23 protein-coding genes are annotated in these 23,549 nt (G+C 42.6%); 7 read left to right on the top strand and 16 right to left on the bottom strand.

Features of this window, described 5'->3' with window-relative positions; genetic code table 11:
- Positions 1 to 580: 580 nt before the first annotated feature.
- The gene (locus ACI2IW_RS07720) at positions 581 to 1,606 is read left to right on the top strand and encodes a DnaJ C-terminal domain-containing protein (protein ID WP_404693252.1); all 1,026 of its coding nucleotides are present in this window, start codon (positions 581 to 583) and stop codon (positions 1,604 to 1,606) included.
- A 100-nt stretch (positions 1,607 to 1,706) separates the two neighbouring features.
- Positions 1,707 to 2,030: a chaperone modulator CbpM gene (locus ACI2IW_RS07715; protein WP_102083164.1), complete on the top strand. Its 324-nt coding sequence runs from the start codon at positions 1,707 to 1,709 to the stop codon at positions 2,028 to 2,030.
- 81 nt (positions 2,031 to 2,111) lie between these two features.
- On the opposite strand, the gene sstT is transcribed toward ACI2IW_RS07715, so the two are convergent.
- From sstT to ACI2IW_RS07695, 4 genes are all read right to left on the bottom strand, one after another.
- On the bottom strand, positions 2,112 to 3,314 hold the full coding sequence (gene sstT, locus ACI2IW_RS07710; protein ID WP_057757687.1) for a serine/threonine transporter SstT: 1,203 nt from the start codon (positions 3,312 to 3,314) through the stop codon (positions 2,112 to 2,114).
- A gap of 294 nt (positions 3,315 to 3,608) precedes the next feature.
- Positions 3,609 to 4,088 carry a DNA polymerase III subunit chi gene (locus ACI2IW_RS07705; protein WP_404693251.1) on the bottom strand — a complete coding sequence of 160 codons (480 nt, stop codon included), beginning with the start codon at positions 4,086 to 4,088 and terminating at the stop codon, positions 3,609 to 3,611.
- A 7-nt stretch (positions 4,089 to 4,095) separates the two neighbouring features.
- Positions 4,096 to 5,739, bottom strand: a complete 1,644-nt coding sequence (locus ACI2IW_RS07700) for a leucyl aminopeptidase (protein ID WP_404693250.1) — start codon at positions 5,737 to 5,739, stop codon at positions 4,096 to 4,098.
- 225 nt (positions 5,740 to 5,964) lie between these two features.
- Positions 5,965 to 6,582 carry a cysteine hydrolase family protein gene (locus tag ACI2IW_RS07695; RefSeq protein WP_404693249.1) on the bottom strand — a complete coding sequence of 206 codons (618 nt, stop codon included), beginning with the start codon at positions 6,580 to 6,582 and terminating at the stop codon, positions 5,965 to 5,967.
- Between the two features lie 493 nt (positions 6,583 to 7,075).
- On the opposite strand from ACI2IW_RS07695, the gene lptF reads away from it, so the two are divergent.
- A complete protein-coding gene (gene lptF / locus ACI2IW_RS07690; protein WP_404693248.1) occupies positions 7,076 to 8,386 on the top strand; it encodes an LPS export ABC transporter permease LptF in 1,311 nt (436 codons plus the stop codon).
- The gene (gene lptG / locus ACI2IW_RS07685) at positions 8,386 to 9,594 is read left to right on the top strand and encodes an LPS export ABC transporter permease LptG (RefSeq protein WP_404693247.1); all 1,209 of its coding nucleotides are present in this window, start codon (positions 8,386 to 8,388) and stop codon (positions 9,592 to 9,594) included. Before lptF ends, lptG begins: the two co-directional genes overlap by 1 nt.
- 108 nt (positions 9,595 to 9,702) lie before the next feature.
- On the opposite strand, the gene ACI2IW_RS07680 is transcribed toward lptG, so the two are convergent.
- Positions 9,703 to 10,311 (bottom strand): class I SAM-dependent methyltransferase, encoded by a 609-nt coding sequence (locus ACI2IW_RS07680; RefSeq protein ID WP_101204678.1) that lies wholly within the window; start codon positions 10,309 to 10,311, stop codon positions 9,703 to 9,705.
- 241 nt (positions 10,312 to 10,552) lie between these two features.
- Here ACI2IW_RS07680 and ACI2IW_RS07675 point away from each other — a divergent pair, with 241 nt between their 5' ends.
- Positions 10,553 to 10,996: a PH domain-containing protein gene (locus ACI2IW_RS07675; protein ID WP_404693246.1), complete on the top strand. Its 444-nt coding sequence runs from the start codon at positions 10,553 to 10,555 to the stop codon at positions 10,994 to 10,996.
- Between the two features lie 63 nt (positions 10,997 to 11,059).
- On the opposite strand, the gene ACI2IW_RS07670 is transcribed toward ACI2IW_RS07675, so the two are convergent.
- From ACI2IW_RS07670 to recN, 7 genes are all read right to left on the bottom strand, one after another.
- Complete coding sequence (locus ACI2IW_RS07670; protein WP_404693245.1) at positions 11,060 to 11,389, bottom strand: DUF3817 domain-containing protein; 330 nt, start codon at positions 11,387 to 11,389, stop codon at positions 11,060 to 11,062.
- Between the two features lie 60 nt (positions 11,390 to 11,449).
- Complete coding sequence (gene xerD / locus ACI2IW_RS07665) at positions 11,450 to 12,388, bottom strand: site-specific tyrosine recombinase XerD (RefSeq protein ID WP_179798572.1); 939 nt, start codon at positions 12,386 to 12,388, stop codon at positions 11,450 to 11,452.
- Between the two features lie 66 nt (positions 12,389 to 12,454).
- Positions 12,455 to 12,781, bottom strand: coding sequence for a sulfurtransferase TusA (gene tusA, locus ACI2IW_RS07660; protein WP_114701432.1), 327 nt, complete (start codon positions 12,779 to 12,781; stop codon positions 12,455 to 12,457).
- Positions 12,782 to 12,873: 92 nt separating this feature from the next.
- Complete coding sequence (locus ACI2IW_RS07655) at positions 12,874 to 13,368, bottom strand: hypothetical protein (RefSeq protein WP_404693244.1); 495 nt, start codon at positions 13,366 to 13,368, stop codon at positions 12,874 to 12,876.
- Between the two features lie 86 nt (positions 13,369 to 13,454).
- A complete protein-coding gene (ruvX, locus tag ACI2IW_RS07650) occupies positions 13,455 to 13,946 on the bottom strand; it encodes a Holliday junction resolvase RuvX (RefSeq protein WP_404693326.1) in 492 nt (163 codons plus the stop codon).
- Between the two features lie 140 nt (positions 13,947 to 14,086).
- Positions 14,087 to 14,650 (bottom strand): YqgE/AlgH family protein, encoded by a 564-nt coding sequence (locus ACI2IW_RS07645; RefSeq protein WP_101204671.1) that lies wholly within the window; start codon positions 14,648 to 14,650, stop codon positions 14,087 to 14,089.
- 166 nt (positions 14,651 to 14,816) lie between these two features.
- On the bottom strand, positions 14,817 to 16,496 hold the full coding sequence (gene recN / locus ACI2IW_RS07640) for a DNA repair protein RecN (protein WP_404693243.1): 1,680 nt from the start codon (positions 16,494 to 16,496) through the stop codon (positions 14,817 to 14,819).
- 764 nt (positions 16,497 to 17,260) lie between these two features.
- On the opposite strand from recN, the gene ACI2IW_RS07635 reads away from it, so the two are divergent.
- Both ACI2IW_RS07635 and rlmB read left to right on the top strand, forming a co-directional pair.
- The gene (locus tag ACI2IW_RS07635) at positions 17,261 to 17,596 is read left to right on the top strand and encodes a pyrimidine/purine nucleoside phosphorylase (RefSeq protein WP_404693242.1); all 336 of its coding nucleotides are present in this window, start codon (positions 17,261 to 17,263) and stop codon (positions 17,594 to 17,596) included.
- 222 nt (positions 17,597 to 17,818) lie between these two features.
- Positions 17,819 to 18,589 (top strand): 23S rRNA (guanosine(2251)-2'-O)-methyltransferase RlmB, encoded by a 771-nt coding sequence (gene rlmB, locus ACI2IW_RS07630; RefSeq protein WP_404693241.1) that lies wholly within the window; start codon positions 17,819 to 17,821, stop codon positions 18,587 to 18,589.
- On the opposite strand, the gene coaE is transcribed toward rlmB, so the two are convergent.
- The 4 genes from coaE to pilB all read right to left on the bottom strand — a co-directional run bounded on the left by coaE (position 18,552) and on the right by pilB (position 23,431).
- The gene (coaE, locus tag ACI2IW_RS07625) at positions 18,552 to 19,238 is read right to left on the bottom strand and encodes a dephospho-CoA kinase (protein WP_404693240.1); all 687 of its coding nucleotides are present in this window, start codon (positions 19,236 to 19,238) and stop codon (positions 18,552 to 18,554) included. The genes rlmB and coaE overlap by 38 nt on opposite strands.
- A 126-nt stretch (positions 19,239 to 19,364) precedes the next feature.
- Positions 19,365 to 20,264, bottom strand: a complete 900-nt coding sequence (locus tag ACI2IW_RS07620; protein WP_404693325.1) for a prepilin peptidase — start codon at positions 20,262 to 20,264, stop codon at positions 19,365 to 19,367.
- 7 nt (positions 20,265 to 20,271) lie between these two features.
- Positions 20,272 to 21,495, bottom strand: coding sequence for a type II secretion system F family protein (locus ACI2IW_RS07615; protein ID WP_404693239.1), 1,224 nt, complete (start codon positions 21,493 to 21,495; stop codon positions 20,272 to 20,274).
- Between the two features lie 220 nt (positions 21,496 to 21,715).
- Positions 21,716 to 23,431, bottom strand: coding sequence for a type IV-A pilus assembly ATPase PilB (gene pilB / locus ACI2IW_RS07610; RefSeq protein WP_404693238.1), 1,716 nt, complete (start codon positions 23,429 to 23,431; stop codon positions 21,716 to 21,718).
- Positions 23,432 to 23,549 lie beyond the last annotated feature (118 nt).

The raw sequence follows: 23,549 nt of genomic DNA, 5'->3' as shown, positions 1-23,549 counted from the left end.
TATTACTGCCGTGTAAAAAACTCATGAGGTCAAATAGCTGTTTTTTAAGGAAAAATAGATATTTTCTAGCAAAAATAATGATGATGTAGGTACTAAAATTAGACTTATAAAGAGTGATTCTCATAAAGAAGCCGACAAAATACTGGAAAGCCAAGAACGTAATATAAATAGGTAATATATAAAGACCAAATCTATCGATATAGCATAATTAACGTTATGAAACGCTATTTAGAAATAGATAATATAATGTAAAAAAACCTTTCTATATTCTTACTACTATGTAAATAAAAAATTTTTGGCATTCTTGTGGTTCCAATATAGAGCTGATAATACTAAATTTTAAAAAAATCTAACTTAAGGTAAAGATAAGGTGTTCGCTTACCTGCATTAGAGAGTATTGTTGATATCGCTTGGCACCACTACTGGTAATATTTATATAACGGTGTTTGTTGTAATTATTGTTATGATGATAAGTAGGCTACAAAAATTGCTATAGCAAAATCTAGTAGCCATTTATACCGTATCGTTTGAAATTGGCAGACTGATACCACTAATATGTTTTTATTTTGGGGAAAATAACATGGCAGAGAAAAACTACTATGACATTTTAGGGGTCAAAAAAGACGCCTCAGACGCTGATATCAAAAAAAAATACCGTAAGCTCGTTCGTCAGTATCATCCCGATGTCAGTGATCATCCAGACGCTGATAATAAAATTGCAGAAATAAATAACGCTTACGAAACGATCAGAGATAAAGAAAAGCGCGCTGAATATGACGCTATGCTAAATAATCCGTTTGCAGGTCAAAGTAGATCAAGTGGGTTTGGTGGCAGTGGGCAAACTGGTGCGGGTCAAGGTGGGTTTCGCTGGGAAGATATCAAAGATCAGTTTGGCGACGGTGAGGCCTTTGGTGATGGTGGTTTTCGCTTCGATGACATTTTTTCAGCGTTTGGTCGCGGTGCACGTGGGTCAACTGGTGGACAAACGGGCAGTCGCTCTCAAAGCAGCGGCTTTGATCAATTTGGTGGTGGCTTTGGGACGCAAGATAGCAAAGGTCAGGATCAGCATGCCGAGATTACCGTTGATTTATCTTCAGTCTATAGTGGCGACGACTACAGCATTAAGCTGAACGTCCCTGTTCGTCAGCCCAATGGTAATGTCGACTACGATAATAAAACCCTTAAGATAAAAATTCCTAAAGGTATCACTGATGGTAAGCAAATTCGTTTGGCAGGGCAAGGCGCTGCTGGTAGCAGTAATGGCAAAAATGGTGATTTGTTTTTGAAGGTTAAAATTCGTCATGATGCCAATATTCGCATAGAAGGCACAGACGTTTATCAAACTGTGAATATTGCACCGTGGGAAGCGGCATTGGGTGAAAAAATCAATGTCAGTACGCCAGCGGGTACGCTTGGTGTGACTATTCCTAAGAATAGCAAGTCCGGTAGCAATTTACGTCTTAAAGGCAAGGGTATCCCTGCCAAGCAAGCAGGTGACCTGTATCTAACTTTAAATATCGTCAATCCTGATGTCAGTAACGATGCGTCGATACAGGCTTATGAGCACCTAAAACAAGCCTTTGCGGATATCAATATTAGTCGTTAAACAAGGTTATAAATAACTGTCATTTATTACTGAAGTAATAGACGAATAGCAGAGATGAATACGATACCGATGAAATAAAGAGAAAACGAGGATAATAGCTATGAACCACTCGACTGAATTTACAGACATCATCATGAGCTTAGATGAACTGGTCTCTGCCTGTGGCCAAGAGCGCCAATGGGTCATCGAATTAATCGAAGAAAATATCATTGAATATGATGTACCAGAGCATGAAAAATTTACTGGTTATCAGCTGACGACAGTGCGCCGTGCATCGCGATTGAGTCGTGATTTTGAAGCTAGCGTACCTGCCATTGGATTGATACTTGAGTTGTTAGACGAGGTTGAGCAACTGCGCCAACTTAAACGTCAAATAGAGCAGCAAACACCAGTCATCGAAGTCGACATAGACAACCTAAAGTAATCAAATAATCAAAATAATATGTAAAAAAAGGGCCCTTTAAAGGCCCTTTTTTTATGTCTATATAAAACACTTCAGCAGAAATTAACGTGAATAAGTAGGATCCGCTGCTGCGGTAAACAACACATCAGTAGAAGAGTTCAATGCAGTCTCAGCTGAATCCTGAATCACACCGATGATAAAGCCAATCGCAACCACTTGCATCGCGATATCATTTGGAATGCTAAATAAGCTAGCAGCGAGTGGAATCAATAGTAATGAACCACCAGCAACACCAGAAGCACCGCAAGCACTAATCGTAGCAACCAGACTGAGTAGCAGCGCTGATGCAAACGTCACTTCGATACCCAACGTATGAGCAGCAGCAAGCGTTAAGACATTAATGGTAATCGCAGCACCAGCCATATTGATAGTGGCACCTAGTGGAATGGTCACCGAATAAGTGTCTTCATGCAATCCAAGCTTACGGGCAAGATTCATGTTGACTGGAATATTGGCCGCTGAACTGCGTGTAAAGAAGGCAGTAATTCCTGATTCGCGCAGACATCTGAATACGAGCGGATAAGGGTTTTTACCCGTTTTAATAAGGACGATAAGCGGATTGGCAACCAACGCAATGAATAACATGCAGCTGATCAATACCATTAAGATACGTGCATAGCCTGCCAAAGAAGCAAAGCCTGTCTCAGCAACCGTGCTAGCGACTAGGCCCAAGATACCAAATGGAGCTAAAGCAATAATCCATTTAACCACTTGTGAGATGGCATCAGCGAAATCACCGACAACATTACGAGCAGTATCACTGGCTTGGCGCAGTGCAAAACCGATAATAATTGCCCATGCTAAGATACCAATATAGTTGGCTTCAGCGATTGCATTGATCGGATTGGCGACCAAGTTCATGAGCAAGTTCGTCAAGACTTCTTTTAGGTCGGCAGGTGGTACTTGCGCGATATCGGCGTTGATCAAGACAAGTTCTGTCGGGAATAAAAAGCTGGCACCGACTGCCGTTAGCGCTGCCAAAAAAGTGCCGAACATGTACATGATAAGCACCGGCTTTACGTAGACTTCATTGCCACTGCGATGTTGACTAATGGCTGCCATAACCAAAATAAATACTAGGATGGGAGCGACTGCTTTTAGTGCGCCGACAAAGAGTGTACCGAGCAACCCTATGGCGGTGCCGATACTTGGCGCTAGCCAACCAATCAATACCCCTAACACCAAACCAATAATAATAAGCGGCACCAGCCCTATACGCTGATACATCGCAATTAATGAACGCATCTGTACACCCTCAAGTCCGTTAAAAGTAAGTGAATTGTCACAACAGAAAATTTATCGAAGGATGGTAGCATTTTTTGACATATTCGCATACCGCTCATAGCAGTAGCTGTTGCGTGCAAACGGAGAGATATCAGAGTCATATAATCAGTATAAAAAAGAATGCAGCACCTAGATGCAAGGGCTGGCTACTAAGAATACCTCATTTATAAGAGAGCAGAATTAGGGATATATAGCGTAAGGAGTATGTTTTACTGTAAAAATGGAAAAAGATACGAGGGAAAATAAACGATAAAGCTATACCTTGAAGTGGGTCAGATCGTAACCTAATTGTTGGTAGGCTTTATATTTATTGCGACCTTCTTGTGTACTTGTGGCATCAGGTCGGATCAGCTCAAGGACTCGGGAGGGTTTTGAATTATTGGTAGCAGCCATAAAATCGTTGACGGGACGTGTCGTCGTATTGAGCACGATACCATTAAAATCAGCTGGCATATGATTGCCTAATAGTACAGGCGCTGATACTTCAGAAGTAGCAATGTTGCTCTCATCATCGGTACTTTTATTGTCAGTATCAGAAAGACATTGATGCGGTATAAAACTCGTGGAGTCTTGTGCCCAAAGTGCCGTATCTAGATTTGCTAGTAATGTCTCATCTTCAATTAAAACCAGCAAAGACTGAGCGCTTTTGTTAAGCGCCGTCTGAGTCAGCTGACAAATAAAGCCCAAGAAATCTTGGGCCTTACTCTCACTTAATACATAAAAACTAATTTTCATAAATGAATTAAGCCATCTCTGCGCTGTTTTTTAGATATTGCATAAACAATGGTACAGGACGGCCAGTGGCTGCTTTGTCTTTACCTGAGTTCCATGCAGTACCAGCGATGTCTAAATGCGCCCATGCTTGACCTTCTTCAATGAAGCGCGATAAGAAGCAGGCGGCAGTTACGGCACCAGCACCTTTACCACCGATGTTTTGCATATCAGCGATTGGTGAGTCAAGCTGAGCTTGATATTCATCATCTAAAGGCATATGCCAAATAAGATCGCCTGATAGGTTACTTGCGTTTTCTAAATCAAACAGCACATCTTCATCATTACTAAATACAGCTGAACGCACATGGCCTAGCGCAACCACACAAGCGCCAGTCAAAGTGGCAACATCGATGATGGCTTTTGGCTGATAACGCTGCACGTAGCACAAGGTATCTGCTAGAACTAAACGACCTTCAGCATCAGTATTTAAGATTTCGACTGATTTACCATTCATGGCTTTAACGATATCGCCTGGACGTGTTGCATCACCTGATGGCATGTTTTCAGCACAGGCTAGCGCACCAACGACGTTGATTGGTAGACGCGCTTCGCACAACGCTTTGATTGTACCAAGTACTGATGCCGAACCACCCATATCAAACTTCATCTCATCCATCGCCGCACCTGGCTTGATTGAGATACCGCCTGAATCAAAGGTCACGCCTTTACCGACTAATACGATAGGTGCGTCGTCATTGGTTGCTTGTGCATTGTCATTGCTATTTTTAGCTGACTTTTTGGTTGGTAGTTTATCGGCCAATGCCTTTAGGCCACTCACTTTTGCGTTGCTAGTGGTTTGCTCGGTAGTGCCTGCATCTGAACTAAATTCTGATTTGCCACGGTATTCCATGAGTACCAGCTTACCTTCTTTAGTAGAGCCTTGTGCAACGGCCAAGAAGCAATGCATACCTAGCGCTGACATCTCGTCTTCACCTAGTACTTTCACGGTTAATAGGTCAGGATACGTTTTCGCAAGCTCTTGAGCTTGTTCAGCCATATAAGCTGGGAAGCAGATATTACCAGGCTCATTGGCCACATCACGAGTGAGGCTCTGACCAGCAAATACTGACTGAGCAAAGGCAAGTGCAGGCTGTAGTGACTCATCAGCTAACAGATAAACATCAGTCAATACAGGACTCGCTTGCTCAGATTTATATTTATCAAAGCGGTAGCTTGCTGCTAGTAGATTAAGGGCAAATTGACCAAAGTGATTTTCTTCTAGTGCATCACCCAATGCGACAGTGATAGAAGACACACGCTTTTGTGTGCTGCTATAAATAGTATTGGCGATTTTTTGCAGTACGGTGTTGTTGAACTTATCAGTGTTACCTACACCGACCAACAGCAGTTGAACAGGGTTTTGCTTAGTGGTTTTTTTATCACCTGCTAATGCGTAGTCAGCAACAGTCTCACAGGTAGTGCCCTTGAAATGTGATACTTCAATCAGCTGCTCAATACGAGTGGTATATTCGGTCAGTACAGATTCAGCCAGAATATTCTTCTTGTCATCGACCAATACAACCAGACAAGCATCGTCTTTACTTTTGGCTTCTTTTTTCAGGATTTTCTGCGTATGGGTCTTTGGTAAATGCTGAGATAATTTGATATTCATATAGTTATCCTTATTAGAGTTATGAAAATTGCAGGATTTGTATGACTGCTTATACCTGTCAGATTATTAGATTATTTGGTCTATCAAGCAATCACAGTAGTGTAGCATATTGCGATAATCGAGCGCAGTTAGCAAGCCTTAGGTAATACGTTTGAATTATTATACTGCGCTAACTTACGCTATGGTTTAGCAGTTACATTATCGTTTTTCGATGATACCAATATACTAGCCATTGACCAATTCATCGGTCGTTACCATCGCGGCAAATCTGTCTTGTAGTGCGGCCATGGCAGTATCATGTATGATTTCAGCGCTTATCGGCTTTCTAGTAGCACTCGGTAGGTCGCGCGTGGCACAGGCATCGTGACAGACGAAACTATCAAAACCTAAATCAAATGCGGCGCGGACGCTTGAGCTGACGCACATATGACTCATAAAACCCGCAAAAATAATCTGCTTCTTTTCTGCTGCTGAAATCAGTGATTGTAATTGCGTATCATGAAAGGCATTCGGATGCTTTTTGGCAATCACTGTTTCGCCATCTTGCGGCTGCAACTGTTCGACTATCTCAACGTTAGCTGATAGAGGATCAAAGACATTGCCATTCTCTGCACCGTGATGGGTAATGTGAAAGATAGGTAAATCTTGCTGACGCGCTTTATCGAGTAGTAGGCGCGCATTGGCGATAGCTTTTGCCCCAGCGTCCCCTAATGGCATAGCGCCATCGACATATTCGTTTTGATAGTCGATAAGAACGAGCGCACAATTTGACCAGTCAAGCGCATCAAAAGTGCCGCCAGCGAGTTCAAGTAGGGTAGAAGGTGTAGAGGTCGTTTTATTCATTAGTATTATTCTCCGTCTGACAATATAAGTATATTTTTCTATCAGTCAGTCTAGCAACTAATAACAGAGATAAATGTTTGATGATACGAATGACAAACAAACCTTTCTAAAATAAATAAAGCAAAAACTTAGCGCTATAAATACTATCAATTCGATGTACTTTGAGGTTTTATCAATTATTTATCCAATATTTGCTATATTTGTTACTTACTGTCAATAATGCGCTCTCAGCAAGGTGTAGGTAATGTTTTCAAACACATTTCACAGCCATTTTTAGGCAAAACATGCTAGCATTAGCGGTTATATCTGTCGCTTGTATTTATTGAGTATGACTAACCAGTCGCTTAGTAACGTTTACCGTTATTTGAGTATTTAGATGACCCATATCATGCTGGTGATATGTCGTCGTACGTCCTAGATATTCAGTAAGCCTATCATCAATCGCGCGCATACTAACCGTTTAAGAGTACCCATTGTGATATTACGCCGCTACATGACACAACAAGTTGCCTCGACCACTGCCTTAGTGTTGGGGTTTTTGGTAGTGATGATGCTCGGCGGTCGTTTGATACGCTATTTTGGCATCGCTGCTGAAGGTCGTTTGGACGTCAGCCTACTGTTTACAATCATTGGGTATAACCTACCGTACTTTTTAGAGCTCATTTTACCGTTAGCGTTCTTTATCGCTTTGATGCTGGTATTTGGTCGCTTGTATGTCGATCAAGAAATGGCAGTGATCAATGCTAGCGGTGTATCTCGAGGTCGGCTTGCTCGGTTAATGACACCATTAATATTGGCATTGTTCGTCGGCGAGGCGGCGCTATCTGTCGTTGGTAAGCCCTGGGGTGTCCGCTCGTCCGAGGCTGTCTGGCAGCAGCAAGCATTGACCAGTGCATTTGATTTGATTCGTCCGAACGAGTTTATCAGTAGCGGCAATTATCATTTATATGTGGGTAGTCTCAGCGATGATAAGAAAAAACTGCAAGATGTCATATTAATCCAATCTGAACCTGCGAAAAAAGGTAGTGCTGCTGAAAGTGTCGATGCTACTGCTACTGATATGAATAATACGATTGATAATGAGACAGCCGAACAGATTGGCATCTCTGACATACCAAAAAATATTATAAATAGTAGTGCAAAAGACATTAGCAAAGATACTATCACGCTGGCTAAGCGTGCTGAGCAAGTGGATACCGGTAATAGCGGTGTGACCCAGTTGGATCTGTTTCAGGGACGTCGTTACGAAGTCGGCGCAGGCAGTCTGAAATATAATCAAGTCGCTTTTGATCGTTATCGCATCACCTTGACTGAGTCTTCACAGGAAGTTATCACCGAAGACAATATCGAAACGCAACAGATAGGACCATTGTGGCAAGCCGCCACGAGTAGCTCACCATCAGGCACTAATAGTGCAATGCGTGCTGCACAAGGTGAGCTTGGCTACCGTTTGGCGCTACCATGGCTGATGATTATCGCGCCTATGTTGGCCGTGCCACTGGCGCAAGTCCGTCCGCGTCAAGGACGTTGGCTGCGCTTGTTTCCTTCTATCTTATTATTTGTTAGCTGTGCATTAGGTATCATCTCGCTCAAAAACGCGGTGAGCAAAGACAGCATCAGCGTATGGGCGTATGCATGGCTTATCTTAGGATTTATGGCATTGGCGCTTTATATGAATTGGGGTAGCCGCGTGCAACATCGATTGCGCTTTCGCAAACAAGAGAATAGGCTAGCCGCTGCCGCAATTAATCCAGTTAGCGACATCGATAATCAGAACAACAGCTCACAAGGAGGGCAGTCTTAATGCGCTCTTTATTTGCTAAGTCAGCCAAGTCTAATCAATTGGCTAAAAAACCTGCCAATCTAAAAGCCCTTAGTCGCTATGTCAAACTCAACGCTCTATTGGCTATTATCGCTGCCGTTATTGGTTTGTGGGCGTTGCAGCTGATTTTTTCTTACTTATCAGAGCTTGATTCGTTAGATGATAACTACACCATGGGCGAGGCGCTCAAATATATCTTTTATCGGTCGCCTTACTTTTTAGAGCAATTTATCCCAACGGGTGCGCTATTGGGTGCTGTCATAGGGTTGGGTTTGCTGGCGAATAAAAGCGAGCTGGTCGTCATGCGCGCGGCTGGGGTCAGTATCTATCGCATCGTCGGCTGGGTATTACAGCCCGCTCTCATATTTGTACTATTGGCCTTGGCTATCAATCAGTTCGTCCTACCATCTTCTAATCAGTTGGCAAAACAGATTAATGATGAAGATAGCACTTCACTGGTCACCTCGGTACGCGGCTACTGGACGATACAGCCACGATTCGAAACCGCAGAAGATGGCAGTGCTACACCTGATGGTAGCGACGTTTTATATATTGATTATGCTGATGTCGCGGGTAATATTGGTGAGGTGAAACGCTGGCATTTGGACAACAACGGTAATTTGCAAACTGCTGTCCACGCGGAAGGTGGGAAATATACTGGCCGTGAACCAATTGATGTAAATAGTGAAAAGCCAAGCGAGCAGTATCGTTACGAGTGGCAGCTAAATGATATGGTTAAGCTCTCTATCAATCAGGGTTTTGAGAGTAGCCAAGCTATTTCACCATCAGATACGCTAAGCTTACCCTTTGCCCCAGAGTCTGTGTATCTGCTAACGCGTAAGGCAGAAGATTTATCATTGACGCAGCTGTATGAGCATCGTACGTTTATGCGCCAACAGGGCAATCGCTCTTTAGATCATGAAGTCGCATTTTGGCAAAAGCTACTATCGCCATTATCGATATTGTCGCTGGTGATTGTTGCTTGCTCGTTTGTCTTTGGCTCGCTACGGACGCACAGCTTAGGCTTACGTATCGTCGTGGCATTGCTGTTTGGTCTACTATTTAGCTATATTCAGGACTTAGTCGGATTTGTATCGCTAGCGACAGGCTTTTCACCAATGCTCATGGTGCTATTACCAATTATTGGCAGCGCGCTATTGGGTGGATATTTGATAAAACGCCAGATGTAAAAAGACAATTGGTCATACAAAATAAAAAGCACGCTAAATCTAATTTAGCGTGCTTTTTTATGTCGATTTCAGTTTAAATGGCCGAAACTCAATCAGGTAAAGCTCAAACTAGTCTTTGGTCGCCATCGTAATCGTATAGGTTTTACCTTGTTTGATTTTATCGCTATTACCAAATACTTCGGTAAATGAGCGCTTAACAAATTGGCGTAGGCCATTAATCGTCACCACGTAAAAACGTCCACCTTTACGCATGCGTGCATAGGCATCGAGGAAGTATAAATAATGCTGCTCTTTACCGACTTTGGCTGGCAAGTTTGACATCACAAGGCTAAAGTCTTTGTCTTTTGCCACATGATTAAAGCCATTTGATAAATGTACATCGACATTGTTTAGACCGTTTTTCTCACAGTTACGACGTGCGTATTCTACTGCCATAAAGTCTTTATCAATCAGCGTATGCTGACCATTTGGACATTCACGTGCTGCCGTCATACCAAGTACACCATAACCGCAGCCTAAATCAATCGAATCATCATCTTGCTCAAAATCCACATAATCAAGCAGCATCAAGCTACCGTCATCGAGTTTTTGTGGTGAAAAAATGCCCCACGTGGTCGCAAAATCAAACGGCTTACCCAGCACTTCTTGGCGAAAATTGATATCTTCGCGCCAGTGTTCGGCGTTTTTTAATAGGTCAGCAGGTGGTCTATGGCTCATGGGATTCTCGGATAATAGATAGGAAAAAGGTAGTGCGCAGTCCAGTTAGGCAGCATGTATATCATGACGCACTTTAATAAGGGTATTGTAACGAGAAAAGGGCAGGTTTGCAGCTATCTATTTCTAGAACTGCATTTTGCTATATCGTAAAAATTTTTAAGAAAAAATGCTAGAGACATTAGATAAGAAACATCGCTTGATATAGAATCGAATTTAACCTAATAGTCTCTAAGTATTATTTATGCCAGACATTATATTCGTATCCAAAGTAGACTTTTGGCTTGCAATGCTACTCTGGGGTTTGAGCTTATTTACGGTGTCTGTTCCATTATGGCAGTGGAAGCGAGGTGCTCACAAATCCCTCATACAAACTATATTAATGACGGTTATTCTCATACCTTTTGCAGCACTAATGCTCATCCCTTTTTTCGGTACTGAGTACACATTAACGAATGAACAGCTACAAGTAGATAGTGGATTCTCTATTCAAAAAATTGAGATTACAGATATCACCTATATTACGCCGACTCGAAGTATGAGTTCTGCGCCAGCACTATCATTGGATAGGATTAAAATATCATATCAAGATGAAGAAATACTAATTTCACCAAAAGACAAATCACGTTTTTATCGCGAGATACGGGCACGTAATCCTAGAATAGTGATAGATACAGCAGGCGAATAGAGTGTCATTATCGTTAGCCGCCTTCAGCTATACATCGTTCTTGATATTGAAGGTTTCTTGAAACTACTTCCCCAAACTCTTCTTCAGTAAATGATCAAATATAAAGGGCCCAAATGGCAAAAACGAGCCGAGCACACCCGCAGGTAGCGCCCACAGTGGCATTTTTATTCTGCTCGCCGTAATGATTAGTACCATGACATAGGCAACGAATAACACCCCATGCACTGGACCGACATAGCTCACCGCTTCTGGAATATCGAACATATATTTGAGTGGCATCGCGATACCAAGTAACAATAGAAAAGACATCCCCTCTAAATAACCCATGATAGTGAGGTTTCTGAGTGCAGTGTTTTGACTATGTGATAAGGTAGATGGTTGAGCTTGCGACACGATATATTCCTTTTACAATCATCAATAATATTAGATTTCAATGCTGCCCATATGGCAAGGCTACCCACGTGGGTGATGCTCTGCATGTAATTTCTGCAATCTCGCCGTTGCTACATGAGTATATATTTGCGTGGTGGACAAATCGCTATGTCCTAGCAATAACTGCACACTTCTTAAATCTGCACCATGATTGAGCAAATGTGTGGCAAAGGCGTGACGTAGCGTATGCGGGGATAATTCTTTATCGATACTGGCAACTTTGGCGTACTTCTTAAGTAGATACCAAAAGTTCTGCCGCGTCATATAGCCACCTTGCGCCGTCAAAAATACCGCTTGGCAATTGCCCGATTTTAAATGAGCAATCAAATCTCCACGCCCATGAGACAGATAATCTTCCAATGCATCCGCTGCATATTCGCCGAGGGGTACCAGTCGCGTTTTATTCCCTTTACCCGTGATTTGTAGCCAGCCTGAGTTTAGATTCACTTGCTCTAATGAGAGGTTAATCAACTCACTCACTCGCAGACCGCAGGCGTATAAAACTTCTAGCATTGCTTTGTCACGCAGTCCGAGTGCCGTACTGGTATCAGGTGCGGCAAGTAGATTATCGACGTCAGCCTCAGCTAAGTCTTTTGGCAGCGGACGTCCGAGTTTTGGGCTTTTGATGCGTTCACAAGGATTGTCCTCACGCAGATTACTGGCAATCATCCATAGATAAAACTGGCGCAAGCTTGAGAGCATGCGTGCTTGGGTACGTGGAGTTTTGCCATCTTGAGCAAGGAGCGACAGACAATGCAGCACATCATCAGGCTGCCAGCGTGTCAGGGCGATAGGATTGGTCAGCTCGCAAGAGCGTAGGTCACGGACGTACGCATTACGAGTACGCGTCGCTAGACCGCGCGCCAGCATGGCTTGACGAAACTCAGTCATATAAGCTGGCTCATCATCGACCGCCAATGCTTTAGGCTGTCGTTGTTGCACAGCACGATCGCGGCTCATAAGACAATACTCAGGTAGGGGTTAAGTTAGCGATGACAGATAGTTATTAAGATAACATCAAACTTATCATGCCATCTTTTTCTTAACCAGATAGCGATATAGCGTCACGCTTGCAGGCGTATCATCATCGCTATCGATGGTGATTTCGTCAGGATCAGCGTCTAAGCTCACGTTTTCAGCCAGTGTTTCTTGGCCGATTAGCTCATGACCCAGGTGACGACAGAAATTTGGAATATCGCGCGTGGTAGCAGGATCTGTCGCCAATATCTCAATCACTTCACCTCCATCTGCTTTGCGAATGACGCGGTGTAGCATCATGACGGGCTCAGGACAGATCAGCCCTTGAGTATCTAAGTGATGGTGGATAGGCGTGTCTGGTATAGAAGTGGTCATAGTCATTATCGTAAAGCTAAATAAGTGGATTCGAGGATGAGTAGGATGATTAGTTTGCTTAAGTGCTTATAGCGGCATACTTTGTAGATCGTCTACGCTTCAGTACTTTCAGACTCTTCGTTAGCTTCAGGCAAATTAGCTACTTCTAAAAAGTTAAAAAATCGCTTAAAACTTACTTTAAATAAGAATGCCACGCCCAGCCAACAAGATAGTCCTAACCATGTAGTATCGGCAAAAATTAATCCGCCAACCAATATAATGGTTGATACACCAATACTCATGGCAATCATCGACGGTTGATTTAAGCGATAACGATAAACGACCAATGCATCATAAATAGTAATGGGTATCGTGAGGGCTACTAAGGCATAGGGCAAATTATAAAATAATTGATAAAGCAGCTGGTTATCATGGAAAGCTTTGATACTAGCAATCGTGCCAAAGACCACAAATGCAAAAATAGCCGCATAAATGAGATAAATCGCTATTTGGTTGGCACGCTGTGCGCCTCTAATACGGGCAATAGCCAGTGGAGCAAAACCATGCTGTGACTTATGTTGCGAAGGTTGGTCTGAGACAGTGGTCATAGTAATCAGTCATTTATCCGTTAAGAGGTACGATGTATCGAAGTGACATTATAGCCGCACACGTGTCTTTTACCTATTTGGCTGCTTTATTCTGCTTTGATTGCATCGATAGCGATACTGCTATTAGGATCAGCAAAATAGGTCGACATTAGGATACAAGCGGAGATATCATCGATTGGGTCGCGTTCGTTTTTGATCCAACCATTATCCCATGCGATTTCTCTTGCTTCGATGGAAGTCAGCCGCTCATCACACAGTGATATGGTTACTGGCAAATGTTGCTCCATCACTCTATGGGCCAGACGACGAGCGAATTTGTGCGCTCGTTTTGAAAGCATAGAGCTAGTGCCATCCATATTAAGCGGTAGGCCAACCACGACTTGCGCCACGCCCCAGACTTTGATGATACCAATTAAGTTGTCCCAATCTGGCTGACCGTTATTCATTGCCAATATGTCAAAGGCACGCGCCGTCTGCGTAATGGTATTACCGAGCGCCATACCCATCTTTTTGACGCCGTAATCTAGCGCCAAGATAAGATGCGGCTTTACCTCTGGCTCAATAGTTTCAGCAGTGATATTGCTATCGTTATCAAGAGTATCAAATCCACTTTCAATGTCATTATCTATAGCGTCTGTGCTATTGGCTATAAAAGTGCTATCTACCATAGTAATGGGTGTCCTTTATGTCTTTATCTAAATTCGCAGAGCGTATGATATTACGCATGACCTATGTCACTACTAAGATAGTCGAAATTGACTCCGATTTTGTCGGCTGCAATTTGCCAGCGTTCTTCAAACGGTGTATCAAATAATAAATTCAGATCGGCAGGGCAGACTAACCAGTCACCATTACTCAGCTCTTGGTCTAGCTGTTTTTTGCCCCAGCTGGCATGACCTAAGCACAGCTGATAGTGACCAACACCTTGCCCTGCGGCAATACGCTTTAGAATATCTTGGCTAGTCGTGATGCAAACGTTCTCTGAAATAGCAAAAGAAGAGGCCCATTCTGGCTGACCAGTATGCAGCACAAAGCCGACCTCAGGATACATAGGGCCGCCCTCTAATGCCACATCTTCCATCACCTGCGGATTGGTCACTTCAATATCTAAATCTTCTAGCAGCTTACCTACACGAGATTGCTCAAGCGGACGATTGACCATCAGACCTAGGGCGCCGTGCTTGTCATGACGGCAAATATATATAAGTGCCTGCTCAAACCTCGGGTCTGACAACTCTGGCGCAGCAATCAAAAAATGATGGGTCAAATTGGTTTTAGACATAGAAACAAATGCAACCTAATAATAAGGGTGAAAGACCACTATATGGTGATAATCAACAGAAAAGCAAGATTCACACCAATTGCTACTAACAATCATACAGACTCAGCTAACCATCCGTTTTGATGAAAACGAATGATTATTCAACGTTAGATAGGTCAGATAAGCGTTACTTAACATCGGATAATAAGCTGCGGGCATGATCGCGCGTGACATCGGTGATAATGACACCACCAGACATACGCGCTAGCTCGTCTACTTGTGTACTGTCGGTAAGTATGAGTAGCTCGCTTTCGGTCTGTTCTTGATGATGCTTTTGTACCAAGATATGTTGATGCGCTTGTGCCGCGACTTGCGCTTGGTGCGTAATAGCTAGCAATTGCTGTGTTTGCCCAAGCGAGCGTAGTAGCTCGCCAACCACTTGCGCAGTACCGCCACTGATACCGACATCGACCTCATCAAATACCAACATAGGCTTGGCGGCATTGTTATCAGCATTGGTCGCTTGTAGTACTTGCATCACGAGCGCCATTCGCGACAGCTCACCACCTGAGGCGATTTTATGTAGGGGCTGCATTGGCATGCCAACATTGGCGCTGAATAATAAATCAATATCGAAGCAACCTTGTGCATTGTACTGACTAGGTTCGGTTTTTTTTGTAAAGACAAATTCACAGCGAGCATTAGGTAGCGCAAGTGGTTGTAGTTGTTTGATGAGTTGCTTACTAATTATCGGGGCAGCTTTCGTACGCTCTTTATTTAACTGTGTCGCCAGAGCGAGATAGTCTTGCCAAGCCTGATCAATTTGCGCTGCCATTGCATCGCTGCTTGGCTCGTTCTCTAGCTGCTCTAATTGCGCTTCCCAGCCTTTTGCTTCATCAATTAAGTCACTGGCGGGCAAGCTGTGCTTACGTGACAGACGATGTCCTAAGCTGATTAGGTTGTCTAATGTTTGCAAGCGTTCAGGATCCGGTAGCTGCTGTTCGGCGTAATCTGATAGCAGAGCAGTCACCTCAGTGATTTGCTGCTGTGCTAAATGGAGCTGTTCAGAAGCTTGTTCAAACGTTTGACTGACGCCTACTTGGTTGTCACAGAGTTTAATCGCTTGTCCGAGCAAGGTCATGACGTCTGGCTCATCGGTATCATTGTCGAGCAAATGCAGACCATGACTGGCCTCTTGCATTAAGGCTTCAATATTGGAGAGCTCTTCGTGTTCAGATTCAACTTCTGCGTAGTCCACAGCCAATAACGGCGCAATATCTGCTAATTGGCTCTGCAACAACTGAATACGATCTTGACGCTGGGCTTCACGGCTCGCGATATCATCCGCGCGACGTTTTAGCTGCTGATAGGCTTGATAGCTACTGGCAGTTTGGTTGGCTAGCAGTGTTATCTGTGCCATCTCATCAAGCCATTGCACCACAAATTGTGGCTTGAGCAATGCTTGCTGAGCATGTTGGCTATGTATATTGACCAGTAAAGCACCTAAACTCTTTAGCTCAGCCAAGCTAACCGGTGAACCATTTAGCCATGCTTTTGAGCGGCCAGTATTACTCAGTTGTCGACGAATAAGTACTTCAGGCTCTTCTAGCGGTCGCTCATTTTTGGTAAACCACTCAGCGACGACGCTGTTATTTTCTACATCAAATTGAGCGTAGATATCTGCATGCACGGCGCCATGCCTGACCATCGCACTGTCTGCTCGCTCACCGACACATAGTGATAGTGCATCTAGCAATAACGACTTGCCAGCACCTGTTTCACCAGTGATGACATTAAAACCTTCAGCCACGCTCAGCTCATGCTGAGCAATCAACGCAAACTGATGTAAAGTTAACGATACTAGCATCAACGCCTCTCAGGACAGACAATGGACATCATATAAATCTTAGGAAGCCATCTATAAATAGGGTAAATAAGGAAGTGAAAATATCGATTTAAACTTGCTAATTAGATAAATATTGTAGGCAAATAGTATGGTGTTAAATGTGCGTAAATACAAACTTTAAGACGAGGTATAACAGAATTTATTATTGGGAGATTACCATAAAACTATTAAAAACTGACAATAAATCATCAACATAATATCTATAATATTAATCATTAGGGTCATTGGATATTCAAAGATAAGCATAGTATGCGAAGAAGTATTTTGATTGATAATGATAAAAATATACCTAAAATAATGGTCTAGCATCCGCCTAGAAAAATACCAAATGAATATTAAACGAACGGGTAGATACTTGCCATCGAATAGAATTTTCCTAGTCGCTTTAACAAACTTTATAGATATAATGTGGTAGCATAATCTCACATAACGATAAACTCTTCTTATGAGTTTGATGCGCGATGCAACCTAATAATGAGTCATAATTTTGTAAAATTGTAGGCGTATAGTGGTAAAAACATGCTACTCGATCATTATTCAAAAGCGTTTTCATAGAACCTGTGGCTACCTTTAGCGCGCAGATATCTACTATAGAGGGGTAAGGTGCCTAAAGCAGGTGTGTTTGCGTACTGGTCGTGTATTTGAAGCCCAGTGCAACTCTGTCAGTACTTTAACCCGTTACTTATTTTTTAGTTTTGCCATAATTATTTGATAAGGAAGCCACTATGACAGCGGCGCAATTTACTAACGTAACAGTTAATGCCCAAGCGACAGTATCTTATGATGGTCGCTGCTCAAGCCATACCATTATGTTTGAGGATGGTCGCCATAAAACGCTAGGCGTGATCTTACCTTGTGACAACTTGGTTGAGCATTATCACTTTAGCACCAACACCTCTGAGCGTATCGAAATCACTAGTGGTGAGTGTGAAGTGAAGATCAATGGTGATGATGATTTCAGCTACTACCGTGCAGGTCAATCATTTGTCGTTGAAGGCAATAGCGGTTTTAACCTACGTACTGAAGAGATTGTTCAATATGTCTGTCATCTAGAAGGCTGATATTATTAATAGGGCGCTTGAGCTTTTATTCTAGCGCTTGTTCTATTACACATTAGTGTTTCGAGAAAATAAACAATATCGGATTGGTATTGTTTATTTCTTTTTTTGACGTTTGGTTTACTGTTCTCTCATCATCAATAAGCTATGACATTTAAAGCCGACGTTACCCTCTTTTATCCCGTCGCCTAGTGCGATATCCACTTTATATTTAGTAGGCCTATTATGGCAAAACCCATTTATTTTTACGGCATTCATGCCGTTGATGCGTTACTTGAACATCGTCCTCTTGATGGTCTTAGCTTGTTTGTGCAGCAAGGACGTGAGAGTGACAGTCATGTACAAGCTATCATGGCTGAAGCGGAAGCAAACGGCATTAGTATTCAACCGACCCAAAAAGACAAGCTAACGCAATTATGTGGCAGTCCGCAGCATCAAGGCGTGGTGCTCAATGCTCGTCCGTTAGGTTTCGCTGATGAAGGTTTGCTTGATACTATTATTGGCCGTGAACAGTGCTTACTATTGGTACTAGATCAAATTACTGATGCACATAACTTTGGCGCTTGCCTACGTACCGCAGTGGCTATGGGTGTGGATGCAGTGGTTTGTCCAAAACATCATGCAGCGAGCCTAACGCCAACAGTCGCTAAAGTATCAGTTGGCGCAGCAGAGATGATGCCGATCGTCAGCGTTACGAACTTGGCACGCACGTTATCGCAAATCAAAAATGCAGGCGTTTTTGTATTTGGTACGGCACTTAGTGAAGAGGCTAAGCCAATACATGCCGCTGACCTAACTGGCAAGACCGCTATTATTATGGGTTCAGAAGGAGAGGGTATGCGTCGCCTGACAATGGAGAGCTGTGATGAGTTGGTTTATATTCCAATGTCAGGAAACGAGCATGGTAATCTACAGAGCCTAAACGTGAGTGTTGCTACTGGTATGGCATTGTATGAGGTTAATCGCCAGCGAACTTTAGCTGCTGGGCAAGCGTAAGATACTCTTGATGTAAAGGTTCTAGTTGTAGGTATAGAGAGGCAAGGTCGCTCTCATTGAGTATGACATTGTCTGCATGACGATTACGCTCTTCACGACTCAGCTGATTGGTCATAATGGCCTTAATCTTTTGTATGCTTTGATCATCACGCTGACTGGCACGTGCAAGCTGCGTGTCTTCGGTCGCATCCATGACCAAAATACGTTGACATAAATTGGCCAGTCCTGCTTCTGCCGCCTCTATAAGTAGGGGCGCAGACAAGATTATATACGGTGAAGTACTAGCATCTAGCTGTGCTTTTGCTGTCTCACGTATCGCTGGATGAGTGATAGCCTCAAGCTCAATCAGCGCTTCAGGATTTGCAAATACGTGTGTGCGTACAGCAGCCCTATCCATAACACCATCATCCGTCAGTATCCAATCACCAAATTTTCTCTGGATTTTCTGCAGAGTGACGCTACCTTTAGCGACAGTCTGATGGGCGATCACGTCTGCATCAATAATATCGATGCCTTGCTCAGCAAACCAAGCACTAGCGGCAGATTTACCGCTACCGATACCACCCGTCAAACCAACCACAAGCTTCTTATTTTTTGGTTGCGTGGTTTGTGGTTGGTGTGAATAAGAGTGCGATGTATTTTTTGACATAATAATGGCTTATCTGACAGATAGAACAATGAATGCAGCTTTAAACTCACAATCGGCCTTTTGAAGCTTTATTTATGAGTCACTGCCGAAAATTTCCTACAATAATCTAGTGTACGCTATCAGTTGTTAGACATACATACCAAGATACCAACTGACGATATCTGAGCCGTATAATAAGGCAACAATACCTGCAATAGCGATATAAGGTCCGAAAGCAAAAGGTCGGCTTTCACCCTGTTTTTTCATCAAGATTAATCCAATGATAGAGCCGAGTAAAGATGATAGTAGAATAATCAAAGGTAACATCATAGGCCCAAGCCAAGCACCTAATACTGCCAATAGTTTAAAATCCCCTTGACCCATTCCATGTTTTTTAGTTATTAAGTAAAACACTTTGACTACTATCCATAGTGATAAAAACCCAAATAGTAATCCCCATATCGACTGTGTTGGCGTGACAAACCAGCTTTGGGAGTTTACCGCCAATCCTAAGCCTGCCAAAGGGAAGGTTAGACGATCAGGTAGTAGCTGTGTGTCAAAGTCGACACCTGTTAGAGCAACCAGTGTCCATACTAAAACCAATGCGGACAAACCTGTAGCATTTACCCCAAACTTATATATTACTAATACGGATAAGAGGGCAGTTACTAGCTCAACGAGAGGATAACGTCGACCGATAGATGCTTTGCAATTTGAACAGTGTCCGCGTAGTAATAGCCAACTTATTAAAGGGATATTTTCATACCACTTAATTTTATGTGTGCAATGAGGGCAGCGAGAGGTAGGTCGACTTAAAGTAATTGGTTGGTCAGTAGCTACCATATTTGCTATGGGTAGCGTATGCTCGCGTGGCATATCTGCCTGTTCAGACATAAATTGGCTACACTCTTGTCTCCAACCATAGACCATCATCAGCGGTATGCGATGAATCACAACATTTAGAAAACTGCCAACACAAAGACCTAATAGGCCAAATACGAATAAAGCTAGGGCACTGTTCTCTTGTAGTAACTGTATAAATTGCATCAAATCATTATCCTACTACTGAGCCCATTTGGAAGATTGGCAAGTACATTGCAATGACTAGGCCACCAACTAATACACCTAGTACTGCCATAATCATTGGCTCCATCAAGCTGGTCAAACCGTCAACCGCATTATCAACTTCGTTTTCATAGTAGACAGCGACTTTATCTAGCATCTCTTCTAAGCTACCAGACTCTTCGCCAATGCCAACCATTTGAATAACTAGGCTCGGAAATAAGTTGGTCGAGCGTATGGAAAACTGTAATTGCTGACCAGTTGATACGTCATTTTTGATTTGTTGAGTGGCATTGTAGAACACAACATTATTAGTCGCACCGGCAGTAGAGTCTAGGGCATCGATAAGTGGAACACCAGCAGCAAAAGTTGTAGATAGTGTACGAGAGAAACGTGCAATAATCGCTTGATAGGCGATATTACCAAATATGGGAGCCTTTAGCGTAGCCCGATCCAAAAAGTCACGGAACTTTTTGGAGCGTTTTTTGGCTTCTGAAAATCCAATGATTGCACCACCGATAGCAATGATAAGGATAAACCACCATGCCTGCATCCATTCCGACATACCAACAACCATTTGTGTAAACGCTGGTAGCTCTGCGCCAAATGATTCAAATAGATCGGAAAATACAGGTACTACTTTTATCAATAGAATCATGGTAACAATAATAGCAACCACGATAACGGCAATAGGGTACTTCATTGCTTTTTTGATTTTTGCTTTTAGTAGCTCACTTTTTTCTTTGTAAGTAGCTACTCGCTCGAGCATCGTTTCAAGTGCACCGGATTGTTCGCCCGATTCGACGAGGGAGCAGAATAAATCATCAAAATAACGAGGATGTTTGCGCAAAGAAGAGGCAAAGGTGCCACCTGCTTCAATATCTGCTTTTATTTTCAATACTAAGTCTTTCATACTTGGATTATCGAGCGAGTCGGCGACAATCTCAAAGGACTGGGTCAACGGTACACCTGCTTTCATCATTGTTGCCAACTGCCGAGCAAAAATAGCAATATCAATGGCTTTAATGGCTTTTTTGAAGGTATAAAGTGGTTTTGGTTTTTTCTTAATCCCTTTAACCGTGATACCTTGTTTACGCAGGGTCGCTTTCGCTAGCTCTAAGTTACGACTGGTAGTTTCGCCCTTTACCTTCTGTCCACGTCGGTTTACACCGTCGTAAACAAAATCTAACAACATATCGGTCTTAGCTTTTGCCATGTTACTACCCTCAAAATTGTCCAATATATATTGTAAACTCACAATAGAATACCAGACTTAATATACCAGTCAGGCATACTTTATTTTAGCGTAAAAGACCAGTGTCTATCTGTTTTATTTTTAAAAGTATCTGATAATGAAAGTTACAGATTTATGAATTATTTAATAATTAGCAGTTAGAATAAAAAACGCATCGTACATATTCTATAGATTTTACTCATTATTCAGAAGTCACCCGCATCATTTCCTGAATACTAGTGACACCTTGCAACACCTTTAAAATCCCAGAACGACGCAAATCGCGAAAACCATTTTTAATGGCAGCGTCTTTGATATCTATCGCGTTACCATCTTCCATAATAATACGTGAAATATCAGGACTCACTTTCATCACCTCATAGATACCCACACGGCCTTTATATCCTTCACGACATTCATTACAGCCGACTGGTTCATAAATGACATTATCAGTGTTATCTAAATCAGTATCGGTAAAACCAATCTCTAACAAGCTTTGACGCGGAATGCTAATAGGTTTTTTACAGTTCTTACAGAGACGTCGTGCTAATCGTTGAGCAATAACTAGGTTAACCGATGTGGCAATGTTAAAAGAGGCAACACCCATATTGCGTAGGCGAGTTAGTGTTTCAGGTGCCGAGTTGGTATGCAAGGTAGAAAGAACCATATGACCTGTCTGCGCCGCTTTAATCGCAATCTCAGCAGTTTCAAGGTCACGAATCTCACCGACCATGACAATATCAGGATCTTGACGTAAAAAAGACTTAAGCGCATTGGCAAACGTTAGACCAACTTTGGCATTGACATTGACTTGGTTAATCCCTTCAAGGTTAATTTCGACTGGATCTTCAGCCGTTGAGATATTGGTTGCGCCAGTATTCAAGATGTTGATACCAGTGTAAAGTGATACCGTTTTACCAGAACCAGTAGGACCAGTGATAAGCAACATACCTTGTGGTTTGTGTAATGCCTCTAAAAACATTTCCTGCTGATCTGGTTCATATCCCAATGCATCAATACCTAGCATGGCTGAGGATGGATCAAGGATACGCAAAACAAGTTTTTCACCAAACAATGTTGGTAGTGAGTTTACTCGAAAATCAATGGCTTTATTTTTAGAAATTTTTAATTTAATACGCCCGTCTTGTGGCACCCGACGTTCTGAGATGTCCATCTGAGACATGACTTTTAGACGTGCTGCAATTTTATTCGCAAGTTGAACCGGTGGATTGGCCATTTTTTGCATGACCCCATCGACACGAAATCGTACCCTAAAAGACTTTTCGTATGGCTCGAAATGTAAATCAGAAGCCCCCATACGGATAGCATCGACTAGCATTTTATTAACGAATTTTACAACAGGTGCTTCATCGACGCCGTCATTCAGCTGAGTCTCACCATCCTCTTTATCTTCATTACCATCTTCAAAGTCGACATTTAGGTCGCTATTAGAAAAGCTATCAAAGCTTTGCATCGTATCTGCATATGCACTTTCGATACGCTTTTTGAGCTTATTTTCTTCGACAACAATGGTTTCTATCGACAGTCGAGAATTAAAGGCAATCGCATCAATAGCATCAACGCGTGTGGGATCACTTAGTGCGACAAATAGACGTTGTCCTCGTTTAAAGAGTGGTAAAGCATTAAACTTACGAACGATTTTTTCATCAACCAAGTCTTTTGGAATAACATCAACGTTTAATGCATCAAGATCAAATAGAGGGTCACCGAAAGCTTGGGATAGCATTTGGGCAAGATGATAAGCATCGGCCAATTTGTTGTCTACTAAATAGGGTACCAGTCCTATTTGCTGCTGTTGCGACTCGATCTGTGCCGTCTTCATATTTGCTTCGCTAACGACACCGTCGCTAATCAGTTGCTGCGCTAGACCGCCGTACTTACTGGTTGCGATAGACATTGTAACCTCTCCTTTGATACAAAGTATTCTGTAGAACTGCTTGGTATTAGACGTTATATACTTGTCGTTGCTAGTCGATAACTCGCTTGAACTATTTTGCTTTGTTTATCTTATCTAC

Origin of the sequence: Psychrobacter sp. NPDC078501, assembly GCF_044900935.1 — a bacterium.
Lineage (GTDB): Bacteria > Pseudomonadota > Gammaproteobacteria > Pseudomonadales > Moraxellaceae > Psychrobacter.
Note: the sequence above shows the minus strand (reverse complement) of the source record. Positions and strands in the feature narration are given on the sequence as shown.

Excerpts from the sequence above, each read along its gene's own strand:
- ACI2IW_RS07720 (WP_404693252.1), top strand. The coding sequence starts at position 581 with ATGGCAGAGAAAAACTACTATGACATTTTAGGGGTCAAAAAAGACGCC.
- ACI2IW_RS07715 (WP_102083164.1), top strand. The coding sequence starts at position 1,707 with ATGAACCACTCGACTGAATTTACAGACATCATCATGAGCTTAGATGAA.
- sstT (WP_057757687.1), bottom strand. The coding sequence starts at position 3,314 with ATGCGTTCATTAATTGCGATGTATCAGCGTATAGGGCTGGTGCCGCTT.
- ACI2IW_RS07705 (WP_404693251.1), bottom strand. The coding sequence starts at position 4,088 with ATGAAAATTAGTTTTTATGTATTAAGTGAGAGTAAGGCCCAAGATTTC.
- ACI2IW_RS07700 (WP_404693250.1), bottom strand. The coding sequence starts at position 5,739 with ATGAATATCAAATTATCTCAGCATTTACCAAAGACCCATACGCAGAAA.
- ACI2IW_RS07695 (WP_404693249.1), bottom strand. The coding sequence starts at position 6,582 with ATGAATAAAACGACCTCTACACCTTCTACCCTACTTGAACTCGCTGGC.
- lptF (WP_404693248.1), top strand. The coding sequence starts at position 7,076 with ATGACACAACAAGTTGCCTCGACCACTGCCTTAGTGTTGGGGTTTTTG.
- lptG (WP_404693247.1), top strand. The coding sequence starts at position 8,386 with ATGCGCTCTTTATTTGCTAAGTCAGCCAAGTCTAATCAATTGGCTAAA.
- ACI2IW_RS07680 (WP_101204678.1), bottom strand. The coding sequence starts at position 10,311 with ATGAGCCATAGACCACCTGCTGACCTATTAAAAAACGCCGAACACTGG.
- ACI2IW_RS07675 (WP_404693246.1), top strand. The coding sequence starts at position 10,553 with ATGCCAGACATTATATTCGTATCCAAAGTAGACTTTTGGCTTGCAATG.
- xerD (WP_179798572.1), bottom strand. The coding sequence starts at position 12,388 with ATGAGCCGCGATCGTGCTGTGCAACAACGACAGCCTAAAGCATTGGCG.
- tusA (WP_114701432.1), bottom strand. The coding sequence starts at position 12,781 with ATGACCACTTCTATACCAGACACGCCTATCCACCATCACTTAGATACT.
- ACI2IW_RS07655 (WP_404693244.1), bottom strand. The coding sequence starts at position 13,368 with ATGACCACTGTCTCAGACCAACCTTCGCAACATAAGTCACAGCATGGT.
- ACI2IW_RS07645 (WP_101204671.1), bottom strand. The coding sequence starts at position 14,650 with ATGTCTAAAACCAATTTGACCCATCATTTTTTGATTGCTGCGCCAGAG.
- recN (WP_404693243.1), bottom strand. The coding sequence starts at position 16,496 with ATGCTAGTATCGTTAACTTTACATCAGTTTGCGTTGATTGCTCAGCAT.
- ACI2IW_RS07635 (WP_404693242.1), top strand. The coding sequence starts at position 17,261 with ATGACAGCGGCGCAATTTACTAACGTAACAGTTAATGCCCAAGCGACA.
- rlmB (WP_404693241.1), top strand. The coding sequence starts at position 17,819 with ATGGCAAAACCCATTTATTTTTACGGCATTCATGCCGTTGATGCGTTA.
- coaE (WP_404693240.1), bottom strand. The coding sequence starts at position 19,238 with ATGTCAAAAAATACATCGCACTCTTATTCACACCAACCACAAACCACG.
- ACI2IW_RS07620 (WP_404693325.1), bottom strand. The coding sequence starts at position 20,264 with ATGCAATTTATACAGTTACTACAAGAGAACAGTGCCCTAGCTTTATTC.
- ACI2IW_RS07615 (WP_404693239.1), bottom strand. The coding sequence starts at position 21,495 with ATGGCAAAAGCTAAGACCGATATGTTGTTAGATTTTGTTTACGACGGT.
- pilB (WP_404693238.1), bottom strand. The coding sequence starts at position 23,431 with ATGTCTATCGCAACCAGTAAGTACGGCGGTCTAGCGCAGCAACTGATT.